General features: G+C 31.8%; 15 protein-coding genes. 13 read left to right on the top strand and 2 right to left on the bottom strand.

The window, feature by feature from the left end:
- The first annotated feature begins 42 nt into the window (after positions 1-42).
- The 9 genes from PSF86_RS11170 (at position 43) to PSF86_RS11130 (ending at position 10,457) form a co-directional block, all read left to right on the top strand.
- On the top strand, positions 43-411 hold the full coding sequence (locus tag PSF86_RS11170) for a hypothetical protein (RefSeq protein WP_277900156.1): 369 nt from the start codon (positions 43-45) through the stop codon (positions 409-411).
- 241 nt (positions 412-652) lie between these two features.
- Positions 653-1,180 carry a hypothetical protein gene (locus PSF86_RS11165; RefSeq protein ID WP_277900155.1) on the top strand — a complete coding sequence of 176 codons (528 nt, stop codon included), beginning with the start codon at positions 653-655 and terminating at the stop codon, positions 1,178-1,180.
- Positions 1,181-1,562: 382 nt separating this feature from the next.
- A complete protein-coding gene (locus PSF86_RS11160) occupies positions 1,563-2,087 on the top strand; it encodes a hypothetical protein (RefSeq protein WP_277900154.1) in 525 nt (174 codons plus the stop codon).
- Positions 2,088-2,108: 21 nt separating this feature from the next.
- Positions 2,109-2,480, top strand: a complete 372-nt coding sequence (locus PSF86_RS11155; protein ID WP_277900153.1) for a hypothetical protein — start codon at positions 2,109-2,111, stop codon at positions 2,478-2,480.
- Positions 2,481-3,182: 702 nt separating this feature from the next.
- On the top strand, positions 3,183-3,632 hold the full coding sequence (locus tag PSF86_RS11150) for a hypothetical protein (RefSeq protein WP_277900152.1): 450 nt from the start codon (positions 3,183-3,185) through the stop codon (positions 3,630-3,632).
- A gap of 273 nt (positions 3,633-3,905) precedes the next feature.
- Positions 3,906-4,739, top strand: coding sequence for a hypothetical protein (locus PSF86_RS11145; RefSeq protein ID WP_277900151.1), 834 nt, complete (start codon positions 3,906-3,908; stop codon positions 4,737-4,739).
- A 67-nt stretch (positions 4,740-4,806) separates the two neighbouring features.
- Positions 4,807-6,117, top strand: a complete 1,311-nt coding sequence (locus tag PSF86_RS11140) for a hypothetical protein (protein ID WP_277900150.1) — start codon at positions 4,807-4,809, stop codon at positions 6,115-6,117.
- Between the two features lie 4 nt (positions 6,118-6,121).
- Positions 6,122-8,617 (top strand): ATP-binding protein, encoded by a 2,496-nt coding sequence (locus PSF86_RS11135; protein WP_277900149.1) that lies wholly within the window; start codon positions 6,122-6,124, stop codon positions 8,615-8,617.
- 1 nt (position 8,618) lies between these two features.
- Positions 8,619-10,457, top strand: a complete 1,839-nt coding sequence (locus PSF86_RS11130; protein WP_277900148.1) for a hypothetical protein — start codon at positions 8,619-8,621, stop codon at positions 10,455-10,457.
- A 507-nt stretch (positions 10,458-10,964) separates the two neighbouring features.
- On the opposite strand, the gene PSF86_RS11125 is transcribed toward PSF86_RS11130, so the two are convergent.
- Entirely contained in the window at positions 10,965-11,234 is a 270-nt protein-coding gene (locus PSF86_RS11125) for a hypothetical protein (RefSeq protein ID WP_277900147.1), read from the bottom strand.
- A 372-nt stretch (positions 11,235-11,606) separates the two neighbouring features.
- A complete protein-coding gene (locus PSF86_RS11120) occupies positions 11,607-11,876 on the bottom strand; it encodes a Fic family protein (protein WP_277900146.1) in 270 nt (89 codons plus the stop codon).
- A 136-nt stretch (positions 11,877-12,012) separates the two neighbouring features.
- Between PSF86_RS11120 and rhuM the strand changes: the two genes are divergently transcribed.
- The 4 genes from rhuM to PSF86_RS11105 all read left to right on the top strand — a co-directional run bounded on the left by rhuM (position 12,013) and on the right by PSF86_RS11105 (position 15,559).
- Positions 12,013-12,225, top strand: coding sequence for a RhuM family protein (gene rhuM, locus PSF86_RS11115; protein WP_277900145.1), 213 nt, complete (start codon positions 12,013-12,015; stop codon positions 12,223-12,225).
- Between the two features lie 158 nt (positions 12,226-12,383).
- Positions 12,384-13,574, top strand: coding sequence for an AAA family ATPase (locus PSF86_RS11110; RefSeq protein ID WP_277900144.1), 1,191 nt, complete (start codon positions 12,384-12,386; stop codon positions 13,572-13,574).
- A gap of 99 nt (positions 13,575-13,673) precedes the next feature.
- The gene (locus PSF86_RS17880; protein ID WP_407933328.1) at positions 13,674-13,949 is read left to right on the top strand and encodes a Fic family protein; all 276 of its coding nucleotides are present in this window, start codon (positions 13,674-13,676) and stop codon (positions 13,947-13,949) included.
- A 332-nt stretch (positions 13,950-14,281) separates the two neighbouring features.
- Positions 14,282-15,559 carry an O-acetylhomoserine aminocarboxypropyltransferase/cysteine synthase family protein gene (locus PSF86_RS11105; protein WP_277900143.1) on the top strand — a complete coding sequence of 426 codons (1,278 nt, stop codon included), beginning with the start codon at positions 14,282-14,284 and terminating at the stop codon, positions 15,557-15,559.
- Positions 15,560-15,687 lie beyond the last annotated feature (128 nt).

Genomic DNA, 15,687 nt, shown 5'->3' with positions numbered 1-15,687 from the left:
AAACAGTTTAAAATACGTAGAAACCAAAAAAAATATAATATAATGACAGGAAAAAAAATAACAATGAAGCAATTAATTAAGTTAATCGATACATGCATTGAAAATATGGCAACCAAAAGAGTGTATTATCCAAGACGATTAAAAACAAAATGGATATCACTTATTGATGATAGTGACAAATTGGTAATGTTTGAGGAATACCTTTCAAAGAAAACAATTTCTATTGGGCTTGATAAACTTATGTCCGTTGACTTATGCCATAAAACATTGGAAGCAGTTCTTTTAGAAAATTTGGGAGTATTGGGTTGGTTATCAAAAAAAGAAATTTTGCAGAACTGTATCAATAAGCTATCGAAACATGAAAATGGGAGGATGTATTTAAAGGCTAACGGTTATTGTATCGACAATTAATTTTTGAAACACTTCTCCCTTGAAAAATGGTTTTAGAAATAAAAAGAGGAACAATGATGAAAACGTAGTTTTCTTCGAACTTGTTCCCAATTTCTTAATTCACTAGTTAATTCATTGTTTATATTAACTTATTATATATAGGGCTAAAATCGGTGGTAGTCGAATCCAAAATCGGTGAGCCGACAGTCCAAATACGGTGAGCATAAAATCCAAAATCGGTGATTGAATAAAAAATAAAAAAATGACATCAACCATATGTTTAATTATACCACAAACAGTTTTATCACTAAAAACGTTAAAGCCTAACGATAAATTAGTATATGGGATACATTATGCCCTTTCTAAAAAGAAAGGGTATACCAGATACACAAATGTAAGTATCGCTCGAATGCTTGGGATTCATCCAAATTTAGTGGGGCAAGCACAAATGAATTTAATTGAAGCGCACTTGATAGAAAAGAATGAGGCGGGTTATGTGATAGTAAAAAATGAACTATATCAAAAAGAACGAAATATTTATATTTTTTATCCTGTATACAGCTATAAATTAAATCCAGGAGCAAAATTATTATGGGGGGAATATAATTCGTTTAGCAAAGGTAGAGAAGTGTATTTTGCTAGTAGAGAGTATAGTGCCTTAAGACTTGGGGTTTCCGTCCAAAGTATTACAGCTTGGACGAAACAATTATTTAAAGAAGGTTTTTTAACACGGTATGAAACCCATAGTGGGGGGAGAAAGATTGTAACAAAAAGTTTTGAATCGTCGTAGGAGGTTTTGCTCACAAATTGAGTGGGAGTAGTTATGACCAAGAAGTGGGCGATTGGTCGACTAGATCCCATAAAACAAATAAAGTATTGAAATATCTTAAAAAGAGTTAGTATTTTCGTACAAAATAAAAACAATATAACAGTATAAGAGGAAACAAACACATCCTATAACATATTGATAAGACTGCATTTTAGCAAACTTATTTTCTGTCTTTGAAAAGTCGAAATTTCATGTGTACAACAGGAAAAGAGTTTAGCAAAATGCTCAGGCTAAGGGCTTGGGCGTTGCTTTACTTTTGTTGTACAGGGCTTCGACTCCCTCAAAGACAGGTAAGGACTAACGTTTCCAAGCCTGTTTTTTTAATTAATTAATACATATTATTATGAAAATGATGATTTTAAGTAAAACCTCACACTTACCTTTATTTGCCTTGTTTACTCTTATGATGATTTCAGCTAAATGTGCCGCTCAAAATCGATATACAGGGTATGAATATGATTTGAATTATGATGATTATTATGAATTTAAGTATACGCGAGAATATAAAGAGGAAGGAAACATTTATACAACGATATATAAAATATTTCACCCAACAAAAAAACAACATATATATACAATTACTGCGGTACATTATAAGTCTGAAAAAAGGATAAAAGTTAATGTTGATAAAGCGGGAGGGGGGATTTTTGCCCATATAAATGATGAAGAAATCACTTATGATAACCCTTCTTTGAAACCTTTTGGTTTTCGTGGCTCGGTTGGAGTACTTGGAGGTAGCCGTGTTCCAAACCAGCTAAAAGTGAAGTTTATTAGTGGAAAATATGAGAATATAAACGTTGCGAATGTTAATTCGACTTCATCAGGGTCAAATAACTTTTATTTCTTCGTTCTGGACGACGTAAAATAACATCTAAAATTAAATTACACGATGAAAAAAGGGATAATCTTAGGATTTCTAGTTATAATATTTATAACTTATTCTTGCGATAGTAAAGTTAAATCAGATAGAATTAGTGAAAGATATGTTGGGGCTTGGAAACTAATAGGAACAATACCGAAAACACCTGAAAACGACCATTCAATGGATGGTATTATTTGTGAAATGGAACAATATAATAGTACTGATAGAACATTTAAGTTTCATCTCTTTTCAGGAAACCTTTTAATACTTTCTGCGAAAAGTGATATTTATTTAAAAGGGGAAAATGCTAATATTGATGTACGATTTGACGAAGCTAAACAATTGCTTTACATGACGGTCTCTCAAAAAAATAAATACATTTTTGAAAAATTAAAGTGATCTATTTAAGATTGGAATGAGAGCAATACAGTATTATAGAGAGATGGGAATCGATTTGGAGAAAATTTCTCAACCTAACAGAATTACAATCGATTCGTTTTTACTCGATGGTTATACATAGACTAAATAGGAACTGATTGAGTAAAGGTAAAATATCAATGAGGTAAGATGAAACAGAGATTAAACGGACATAAACCCAGCACATACGAGCAAAGGCATCGCCTATCAGCGAACCAGTATTACAAACAATACGCAAACGTTGATTTAGATAAAATTTCTGGTTCTGCGATAGGTTCTAACTACCTCGAAGACATATTATATCCAGTTAATGAATTAGTAGAAAAATATGGAGAACAAATTTTGATACAGGAATCATAGGTTACTACAGAAATAAAAGAAGATAGAACAACTTAAAGAAAGAGTTAAAGTAACTGCTTCAAAAATAGATTGAAGGAAGTTCTACGAAAGCAAAACAATAGCAATTGTTTGTGAGACCAATATAATAGTTTGCTTTCAGTGTCTTTTTATTGAAGAGGAAGGCACTCAAAGAAACTTCTGTTGTTGTTTTAACAATAACGTACTAAAGAAATACGACATAACCTCTACTCTATATAGAGGTCATAAAGTCCATCTTTTAAAAACAGGGATACAACAGGTTAATTAAAGATGAAAATGCGGAAAGTTGTAGAAAAACTTTTCGTTATGGAATCAGCACATCAAGACCGTAAATTGATTGGAGATTATAAAAAATATCTAAAATTTAAACAACTCCAATTTACTAATGCGCAAATAGCAGAACAACTTGATTATTCAAAACAAGAACTTGCCAACTTAATAAGTACATATACCTTTAGGAGTAATCTTGAATATAAATTACAGGAAGAAGAAGGAGATTATTACTTTAATGGTGTGTTTTATGTTACTCAAACAGTTCGAAACACATTGACTGCAAATGAGATTTTGGAAATTTACATTTTCACTCAAGATTTGGTGGAGCAACATAAAGGGATAGATTATCTGCAAGTATTTTATTTAATTGAACACGATTGTAAGCTGTTTTTTATTGATCAGTTAAGTAAAGCTATGATTGAAAGCAACCAATATTCTACAGAGGATAATTATTGTACGTTAATGCTCTCGTCTGAATATTGATTTTACAGGCAAAATCAGTGTTCTTGGTTGTCTTAGGACCACATTAAACTATTATCTACTCCTTTAAATAAAGGGGTTAATACTTTCACAATACTGAAAGCTCAAGGATATGCTTAAACTTTTGGCTAGTTTGTTTGAATCGTTAAAAGAAATTATTTTTATAATTAAGTAGGATATTGTACATTACAAGATTACGTTTGTTTAAAAGAGTATATATTAATTTTAAGAACTAATGATTAGTTATGAAACTGTTATCATAAGTTACTTTAATAATTGGCAAATAAGCATCAAGAATTGAATAAAACATTCTACATTTTAATCGATGAAGCACAGTTCACAAGAGATATTCTCGGAAGTGGAATAACACAAATTGGAAGAGCAAATTATGGGCAGCGAGGTATGTATTTTCAAGCCTTCACAGGGATATCAACTGGATTAGAAAGAATTGGTAAACTATGTTTATTACTAGATTATTATATTCAACACAATGGTACTTTTCCCGACGATAAATATCTTAAAAATGAAATTGGGCATGATTTAATTAAAATTTATGAGAAGTCTAAATTGATAATTGATCGGAACGAAATTGAATTTTCATTTCAGAACGGAGTTATAGACCCCATTCAAATAGAAATTTTAAAGATTCTATCTAAATTTGCTAAAGGCGATAGGTATTCGAATATCGACTTTCTTGTGAATAGTAAATATCAGAGTGATCCTATACGAAATTGGCACGAAAAGATTGATAAGGAACTTTATAAAAAGAGAGTTTCTAAACAGAAAAAAGAGAAGATTGAGTTTAATGCAAAAATCATTGGCAAGTTACTGGATCCAGTATCCTCTGTTCGACACTATAGCGAGTCACGAGAAGAAATTAATAATATGGAAAGTGCGAGTTTTTTAACGGGAATGATGGAATCTATAGCTAAATACAGGCAACTTTATATCTTACAAATTGTGAGATACTGGGTTGAAGTAATTAGAAGCTTACAATCCAAAGCAAGAAAATTAGGATATAATGATATTCCTTGGTTTACTGAAGTGTTTGCAATTTTCAATAATAAAGATTCATATTTTTTGACAAGAAAAACGTACGAAACAGACTGATGAGTATTTAACAATATAAGATATATATAAAAGTCGTATCTTTTCAGATTAAAATGATTTATAAGCTGTGATATCCACCATAAATTTAAAAAAAGAGTTGAGTTCCATTAGTGCTGAAGTATTAAATGGTAATAGTTTTGATAGAAATGACTATGCAAGAAAAATATTGAATTATCCTGCTATGATGGTTCCAAGTGTTCAGGAGCCTATAATAAAAACATTAATTGACGCTTTACCAGAAAACTCTTCAATGATAGATCCTTTTATGGGAGCCTCAAACACTATCATTACATCAATGCGTTATGGTATAAATTCATTTGGTCAGGATATAAACCCATTGTCGCTATTAATAAGTCAAGTAAAGACTTATATTTATTCAGAAGATTTAAAAGTAAGTTTTTCTAAATTAAAAAAGCGTATACATAGAGCTCGTTCGGAAAAAATAGACATTAGTTTTAAAAATATTGATAAATGGTTTAAAAAAGAGGTTCAGATTGAATTATCACAGATTAGAAGATTAATTATTCAAGAAGAAAATTTATTTATAAGAAAATTTTATTGGGTTGCTTTAGCGGAAGTTATTCGTTTAACGAATAACGATAGAACATCAACATTTAAAATGCATATTAGAAAACAAGAAGAAATTCACAGTAGACAGGTGTCCCCTGTTAAGTATTTTCTAAAGGTATGTAAAAGAAGTATTGATGATGTTTTTATGGTTAAACAGAAGTTGATTGAGAATGATCTTATAATAAATGACAAATATATTTATGATGTTCAAGTTGCATGGGGTGATTCTAAAAAGAAATTAAATACTAATAAAGAATACAATCTTCTCGTAACTTCACCTCCTTATGGGGACAACCATACTACAGTTACCTACGGTCAGTTCTCATATTTACCTTTACAATGGATTCCAGTAGCAGATATTGATAGCTCAATTGATATGAACTATTTAGACGTGATACAAGAAATTGACAGAAGAAGTTTAGGTGGGAAATTAATATCTGACTATCGTAAAATAGAAGAAGAGTACTTTGACATTTCTAATTCTCTAAAGGATTTTTTCCAAGGATTTACCGAAGAAGAGAAAATGAAAGCACGAAAAGTAGTTGTTTTTATAAATGATTTAAGCATTACAATTGATAATGCTCTAAAAAAGATGATGCCTAATTCTTATATGGCATGGACAGTAGGTAATAGAAATGTTAACACAAAAGAGGTTCAGAACGATTCAATTTTAATCGAGTTGATGGAGCACAAAGGAGTACAGCTATTAACCGATTTAGACAGGGATATTCTTAGTAAACGAATGCCTGGTAAAAATAACTTTTCTAAAACTATGAATAAGGAGAAAATTTTAATTTTTAAGGTATAGTATTATGTCTGAAAAGTATAAGTTTGATATAACACCTCATATTGTAAAACAGCTTGGAGAGCAGCTTGTTCCTGATGAGGTAACTGCTTTGTTGGAGTTGATTAAAAACTCTTATGATGCTGATGCCTCATATGTTTCAATAGATATAAGTACAGCAGGTCAGTATAAAAAAGAAAAACTTATATACCCTAATCATAATGGATTTATTGCGATAGAAGATGATGGATTTGGTATGAATGAAGAAACCATACTTAAATCATGGTTAATAATATCAAACTCCGAAAAAAGAAAGTTTAAAGAAGAAAAAAAGAAAACACCTGAAGGAAGAACCCCATTAGGAGATAAAGGACTTGGAAGGTTAAGTACTCAAAGGCTTGCTAATAAATGTGAAATTCTTACAAAAAAGATTGATGATAAAGGAGTTCATTTAGCATTTGATTGGAAAGATTTTGATAAAGTTGAAAAGTTGAGTGATGTTGATATTAAATCTTCAAGTTTTGAAACAAATAAAAAAACGGGGACAATATTAGTTCTTGGAGATATCAGCTACCCCGAAGTATGGAAAGGGAAAAACCTTGAACGCTTTAAAGGGCAAGTTTCTCAACTGATATCTCCCTACAAAGAAAACAGACCCTTTAAAGTTTATATTTCAATAAATGGTATTCCAGTTGATATTGAAGAATCAAATGAACATTTAAGAGACCTTGCTATTTCAAGATTTGAGTTCTATTTTCAACTAAATAAAAATAGTAATTTTGAGCTTATAGTAAAAGGAAAAACTAAGCTTACAAAGTTTCGGGGTAATAAAACAGAGAGTTGGGAAGATTATAATACTTATATACAACCTGATAATGGTAAAAAATTCGGGGATCTTATTGCTAAAAAATATAATTATATAAGTCTGTCTAATAATGCTGGGTACTTTTTAGAGTTTGAGCAATCATTTTCTTTCGACAAGGATATTCCGAACATTGAAAAAGTTGAAACCTTTGTTAATGGAGAAAAGAAAATGAGGCATGCAAATCCAGGGTTCTTTGAAGGTAAAATAGATGAGTATAGTTTTTCAAGTAAAGAAGATATATCATCCGAGGTTTTTGGAAGCAAGGCAGATTATAAAGCGTTTGCTAAAAACCAATTAGGTATTAAAATTTATCGAAATGGGTTTGCCGTTTTACCATACGGAATTGAAAATCAAGACTGGTTGAAAATGTCAGAGTCTCAAACCAAAACTACTTTCTATGATTTGCGTCCTGGAAATACAATTGGTTATTTTGCTATTGACGAAGCAGAAAACTTTCATTTAAAAGAGAAAACTGATAGACAAGGTTTTGTTTCTAACCCCTATACTTCAAATTTTTTTAAAATCGCTCATTTTATTATTGATACCTTAAATATTTATCAAAGAACAATCAGGAGGGGTTATGATAAATTTTTAAAAGACTACAAGGTAGAAAATAATGGAATAAGGACAACAACAGAGTCTTTTGAAGAGCTTAAGGGAATTAAAGAGGCTTCTTTACAGATAAATCAAAAGGAGATTGCAGAAGCTACAAAATCATTAGATAAAACAGTTAAGGAACAGAAAATAATTGTTGAAGAAGTAGAGAATAATGCTTTGTTCGCTTCTGAAGAAAACCATAGGGAATACGAAAAGGCAAAGGAACTATTAGACCGATTAAAAAAAGTTCAAGATAATTTTATAAAACTTCAAGCAATAGTTGACAAATCAAAAAGAGTTGAGGAAGTAATCAATATTCTTGAACCTAAAATACAGGTTTTAGAGGAACAGATTGATGATTTTTCAGAGTTGGCTGCTTTAGGTCTTACTGCTGAAACAATAAGTCATGAATTTGCTAATATAGCAGATAATCTTTCTGAAAAATCGAATTTTTACTCAAATAAATTGCACTCCAATACTCTCTCTAATAATGACAGTTATGTACTAATGGAGTATATAAATAATACAGTTAACGGATTGAAAGTGCAGCTAAAACATTTAGACCCTGCACTTAAATATAGTAGAGAGAAAAGAGACACATTTTCTATTGAGTCTTTTTTTAAAGAAGAAAAAGCATATTATGAAAATCGATTCAAAAACTCTAAGATTTCATTTAATATTAAGTCTGTGGAAGATTTTAGTGTTAAGGTTAATAAAGGGCGGCTTACTCAAATAATTGACAATATTGTTATTAATTCAGAGTATTGGCTTAAGCATAAAAGGAGTAATATCAATTTTTCTCCAGAAATGACCATTGCTATAGATTCTCCTTGGATATATATAAGTGACAATGGATATGGGATTCCTACTTCTGTAGAAAACCATTTATTTGAACCCTTTGTAACCACTAAGCCAAAAGGAGAAGGTAGAGGGTTAGGGTTATTTATTGTAAATCAATTATTAGATAGTATTAATTGTAGTATAGCATTAGAAGGGGAAAGAAACGCTGAAGGGCGGAAGTATATTTTTGCTATAAACCTTGCTAATGTAATTAAGGACTAACATGGAACAATTAAATCAACTTGAAAAACAAAGGGTAGTTTTAGAAAAAAAGATTGCTGAACTTAGGATTCAAAATCAAAATAGAGAGAATAGGCAAAAAGCTATTGATTCCGTACTTGAAATTTTAGAAAAAGAAGGTGTATCTAAAATTTATTACATTGATGATAGGTTCAAACCTGATGAAATTAAAACCTCGTTTAATTCTAAAATGAAAAGGATAAAAAATGAGGTAGAAAGATCTGAAAGAGAAATTGACACAATAGAGGGTTTTAACTCTATTGAATGGACAGCTCCTATGCCGAAGTTTGAGAGTGATATCTCTGATTTATGGGAAAATGGGAATAAAATAGAACTTTATCATAATATATGCTCTATTATTGGAGATGATGAAAGCTCAAATGTAGTGCCACTTATGGAAATTCAAAAGGATTTTGAAGATATAGTTGAAGTGTTTACCCCAGATGAATGGCAAGAAAAAGAGGATGAAATTTTAAACGGATTACAGGAAACTACAAAGGGATTGTTTCTGTTTGATTTTGAGTTTATTAAAGATTGGAAAGGTAAGCGAGGGGAAAGAAATGGAGTCGACCTTGCCAAAAGAATTGTGGAAAGCGATAAATCAGAGTCTGTTTATTGTGGTATATTTTCACATACTTTTAGTGTAGAGCAAGAAGATGAATATCGAATTCAGTATACGAGGGAGTACGATATTGAAAAAAATTCTTTTTATACAGTTTCAAAGAAAAGATATGCCTATGACCCTAGATTATCTGCATTTGCAGATGGAGTTAAAAATATTGTAGCATTAAGGTATATTGAAAATTTGAAAGAAATTTCTGAGAAAATACTACAAAAAAGTATAGATGATTCCTTTGATGAACTGAAAGCAATATCTCCTAAAACATTCAATCAGATAATTCAGAAGTCTGCAAGAGAAGAAGGGACTTTGGAAGTTAAAGAACTTTTTAGAGTTTTTAGTTTGATGATTAATTCTAATAACCACCAAAGCTTAATTGATGTGGAAATGAGGAGACAATTTAACAATGCTGTTTCAAGAATTAGAGATATTGATGTAGATACAGGCTATAAATATTCTAATAAGGATGCTAAAGCAATTGAATTAAGAACAAAGGAAATATATTTTTCTGATGAAATAATAAACCAGTTGAATATACCAATATCTAACGGGGATGTTTTTAAGATTGGTAATAAAGAATTTATACTTTTAATTCAACCTTGTAATGTTTCTCTAAGGACAAATAACAGTCAATTTGGTAAGAGAAATTATAATTATAACAAAGGGCATTTAGTTCCCATTAGAAAAATAAGTTCTGGAAAGGTTAGTCCATTAACTCATCAAGTATTAGAAACAACTGATAACTCTGATAATGAAAAATATTGTGTTGAATTTCCAAAATTTACTATTGTTGAACTTGATATTCTTGACTTAGCAGTATTTAATCCAAATGGCATTTGTAAAATAGACTTGAATGTTGATGAACCCGCAAATGAATTAATTCAATCGCATTGGAAAAGGAGATATGAAAAACTTCATTCTATATATTCCAATCACGAAAAAGCTATAATTGCTTTTAATGAAATAAGTGATTCCGTAGCAGATAAAGAAAAATTGGGACTACTAAAACCATATATTAAAAAGCCTTATTGTATTAAAGATTTTAATATTGGTAACAATGATGTTTATAATAAACAAAATAGGACATTTGACTTCAAGATGAAGCGAACTAAAAATTATAGAACGCCATATTCTACTGATTTACTTCAAAACTTTATGGCTTATTTATCAAGGAATGCTTTTAACCATGATTTTACAATTTAAAATTAAAGCTATAGGTTTAAAATAACTAAATATTTCCAATCGATGCTCAAACCTTTATACATCTATATGGGTGTATATAACCCTTCGATATACAGAATTGAAAGTACAAACACTCTATTATACTGTGATTTACAGTATGTGAGTATAATAAACAACAATACATGTGGGACCACCAGTAAATTCAAGGCTTCGGAGAAATTCACTTCTGAAGCCTTTTTATTTGCACGCCATTTGCAATTCCTTAAAATTTTAACAGTTTTTAACAATAAAGTTAAGGATGATGAGGTTAAATTCATTGGCGTGTATCTCAAGATATTTTTATGAACCCTTCGTTATTGTCCAAAAGTTTCCGTTGGCTTTTTTTTCAATTTTTTGTCAGAATTAATGGCATCTCGAACCATTTTTTCAGAATTTTGAAGCTTGGATTCTTCTGTGCTGCTTGGTGGTCGAGTAAATCGTTTAAGTTATTCTTTGATGAATTTTCCCATTAAATATATGTCTAGTAGTTTATACACCAACGAACTCAGTTGCTTTTACAGCTACAGCTTTTTCCAATTTCACGTTTAAATTGGCACAAATAATTTTTAAATCATTAATAGCTTGATTAGATGATTTTTTTTGATGCCATAACGTTGTATTTGGTAGATGATAGGTTTTAGGGTCATTACTGTTTTTAAATTTATCCATATAACCTAAATTTTCTAAAGTTGTTTTAACTTGAGTGTGTAATTTATCAACATCATATGAAATCAATATATTTCCAATTGTTGTTCCCATAATTTTAAATTATTTTTTATAAAGTTACGAACAAGTATCAAGTATAAATTACGGTTTTCCTTAATGTTGTGTCTCTCCATTTTTGAGACACAATAAAAGTATAAAAATGGCCATATTAAGAGAAAATAAGATCAATAAGTCATCAACAATCATTTGATTTACAATGTTTTATTGATGAATGGAATCAAATAAAATCTCAGTCTATTTGCTCGATACAATATGTAACTTTCCTTATTTCATAAGGGCTAATAGGGTGTGAGATGCAAATGAGAAACAAAAAATTAGTGCTGTTTTTTTAAGCTGGTAATATCTTTTTCATTTTTTGGCTGATAGGTGATATTTAAGTTGAAATTAATAAAATCACCATTAAAGTCACTTAATCTGTTTTCCTTTTTCCGTTAGCCTATATAGTTGCTTACTACTTTTTGGTTTGTCCGGGATTGTCATTTCTATCAATTCTGCATCAATTGCCGGTTGTAAATAATTTTTTCTGAAGTTTTCTCTGTCTGCTAAGCCAAGTAGCTCTTGTAACTCCTGTCTGTCATGCTCCTGAGTTATGACATTCAATAAGCGCTCAACTTGCGGGGTAATCTCTTCTGAGACAGGAAAAGTCATTTTAGAGAGGACAAGAATTAAATTCACATCTGGTTTTAATTTTATAATATTGTATACCATTATGGAAAAGCAGAAACAAATACTTATATATGAGGCCGAGAATGGGCAAACGTAGATAGATGTTAGGCTTGAAAAAGAGACAGTTTGGTTAACTCAGGCGCAAATGATAGAGCTGTTCGATTCCAGTAAAGCTAATATTAGCGAGCATATTAAGCATATATTAAGTTCAGGTGAATTAGATGAAGAGGCAACTGTTCGGAATTTTCGAACAGTTCAACAAGAAGGAAATCGAAGCGTTACCAGAAATAGACTCCACTATAATTTGGATATGATTATATCTGTAGGCTGTAGAGTTAATTCTAAAATTGCAAAATAGAGCTTGAGACTAAGCTACTAGAACAATTTAAGACTCAAAAGCAATACTTTTTACAAAACCTATTCATTTAAACTGCTTTTTATGTAAAGCAAAAAATGATAAAAATGCTATATAGAAACAACAAAAATAAATATATTTGCTTTCTATAAAGAGCAAGTATGGAGAGTTTATTATTAGAATTTCAGTCAAAAATTGCACAAATACCGTTAGATATACAACGGTATCTTGTTGACCAAATAGATTTAAGCAACAGGCTGATTGCCGTAAAAGGTGCAAGAGGTGCGGGAAAAACCACTTTGCTGTTACAGCTTACAAAATTGCATTTGCCACTGTCATCAAGCCTTTATGTGAGTTTAGACCACATCTATTTCTTTGAGAACAAACTGTACGATTTGGCGAAACAGTTTACCCAATTTGGAGGAACGCATTTATTGCTCGATGAGGTTCATAAATACCCCAATTGGTCAAGAGAAATAAAGCTGATCTACGATAATTTTCCGGAACTCAAGGTAATTTTTACTTCATCTTCAATGCTTGAAATCTATAGATCTGAATCGGATTTGAGCCGAAGAGCGGTTACGTATTACCTTAAAGAGCTGTCTTTTAGAGAGTTTATTACATTTGAAATCCAAAAATCATTTCAAAATTATACTTTCCAGGAAATTTTAGAGAACCACAACCAAATTGCCAGCCAACTTTTAGAAGAAATAAAACCCTTACCGTTATTTGAAAAATATTTAAAAATAGGCGTTTACCCTTATTACAAGGAAAATGAAACACTCTATCTCCAAAAACTGCAAAACACTATCAACCTCATTATAGAAATAGATATTAATGCGGTAGAATATTTGCAATATGATACCTTGATAAAGCTTAAAAAGCTATTGATAAGCGTGGCTTCGAGTGCCCCGTTTACCCCCAACATTACAAAACTGAGCGAAAAAGTAGGTGTTTCCCGCAATATGTTGGTGCAAAGCATAAAAATTTTGGAACGTGCGGGCTTGGTTAACGAGTTGTATAAAGATACTTCGGGCATTGGTGTATTGACCAAACCGGAAAAGCTGTATTTAAACAACAGTAACTTGATGTATGCCTTAGCAAAAGAAAATAGCAATATAGGGAATGTTCGGGAAACATTTTTCTTAAATCAATTTAAAGGATTACACGAAATAAACCGCTCAGAAATAGCCGATTTTTTAATTGATAAAACCTACACCTTTGAAATAGGTGGAAAAAACAAAGCCAAAAAGCAAATAGCAGGTACACAAAATGCCTATGTTGCAAAAGACGGCATAGAAATAGGTTTTGGAAACATCGTTCCTGTTTGGCTTTTTGGCTTTATGTATTAAATAAACAGATTTTGCAAAAAGTTTTTTTTCTGTTGTTGGTATCTATTAACCGTATCAAAAATAGAGGAGATTCATAATATTCTGACCAAGGAGCTTTGAATTGAACAAAATCTAAGAAAGAGACGTGTTGGTGTTTCAGGAACGAATTACAAGCCTCTTGACAATGAGTTTCAGACATTGGAAGCTGTTAGCAGTACTTGTGATATATGTAACAACAAAGAAAATATATATGAAAAGGCATTACTTGCTTTGGTTTTGATTTCCTCCATCCTGTCATTTATGGGTGGAAATAAAAGAACAGCAAAAATTGTAAGCAATGCTATTTTGATAAACCATGGTTATTGTCCTTTGTCATTCAGAACCGTTGCTTTATAGATTATTAAAAAGCAATATTTCTAATTTTAAAGACCTTTTTATTGGCCAATTTGAATTTGCAGTTAAAGCATACTTTTAAAGAGAAACGGCTCTACTGTAATTTGCTTTTACCCTATTATCATGATAGATTTTGTAGTTTTTAAAATTTCACATACTTTTGCAACAGTATCCTAGCAAAGATAGTATGGTCAAAAAGTTTGTAAATAACAGATGCATGTATTATTCAATGATTCATTGAGGCGAATGCACTTTTATATATACCGAACAATATTTAAAGTTATATCCTCAAGAAATTGAGGATTTTTTTTTAACATTAATCCATTCAAATAATTATGAGTTCAGAAAAATTTTCAACTTTAGCGTTACATGCAGGTCATGATGTAACTGCTCACGGAGGCACAAGAGCGGTACCCATATACCAATCTTCCTCCTATGTTTTTAAAGATTCAGACCATGCGGCCAATTTATTTAATTTATCAGAACCCGGGTTTATTTACACAAGGCTTAACAACCCTACAAACGACATTCTGGAACAGCGGCTAACAGCGTTGGAGGGAGGGATCGGTGCGGTAACCACCGCCTCAGGAATGGCTGCCATAGCAACTACGCTACTGACCCTTTTAAAAACAGGAGATCATATTGTGGCATCCAACAGTCTCTATGGAGGAACCTACAATTTATTCAATGTTACCCTTCCTAGACTGGGGATCACAACGACTTTTATCGACCCTTCAAAACCAGGAAATTTTAAAGAAGCGATTCAAGACAATACCAAAGCATTGTTTCTTGAATCTTTAGGAAATCCCAAACTTGACATCCCTAATATTTCCGGGATAGCGGAAATTGCGCATACAGCTTCCGTTCCATTGATCGTGGACAATACGGTGGCTACCCCTTATCTTTTAAAACCGATTCGGTACGGCGCCGATATTGTGGTCCATTCCCTGACCAAATACATAAGCGGCAACGGTACTTCTATTGGGGGAGCCATTATTGATGCAGGGAATTTTGATTGGAGCAGTGGTAAGTTTCCGGAATTCACGGACCCTTCTCCCGGTTATCACGGATTGATATACCATGAACAACTTGGGCCTGCCGCCTTTATTGCTAAGGCCAGAATAGAAGGGCTCAGGGATTTGGGGGCTTCTATTAGTCCCTACAACGCCTTTCAAATAATCCAAGGTTTGGAAACACTGGAGGTGCGAATAAAAAAGCACAGTCAGAATGCACTGGCCATTGCAAAATGGCTTGAAACCAGGGAAGAAGTAGTATGGGTCAATTACCCCGGACTTCAAAGCAGTCCTTACCATCAACAGGCAATGGAATACCTTCCTGAAGGACAAAGCGGGATTGTTACCTTTGGCGTTAAAGGCGGTTATAAAGCCGCAAAGCAAATTGCGGACAATACCCGATTATTCTCCTTATTGGCAAACATAGGGGATACCAAATCCCTGATTATTCACCCTGCAAGTACGACCCATCAGCAATTAAATCCGGAGCAACAAAAGACCACAGGCGTTACGGAAGATTTAATCAGGCTTTCCGTTGGGCTGGAAGACATTGAGGACCTTAAGAATGACTTGATCCAGGCATTCCAACATTTGAAATAGCCTTAAAGGTGCAGTCCATATACCAAGAAGGAAATCTCCTTCTTGGTATATACTGTATTTAACGTTTCCGTATGTTTTTTAAGTGCATATGACTGCCATAATTCATAACTTTACAAAACACAATAATC

It is taken from the genome of Galbibacter pacificus (genome assembly GCF_029603165.1).
GTDB lineage: Bacteria > Bacteroidota > Bacteroidia > Flavobacteriales > Flavobacteriaceae > Galbibacter > Galbibacter pacificus.
The sequence above is the reverse complement of the archived record's forward strand: the minus strand, read 5'-3'. Positions and strand labels throughout refer to the sequence as shown.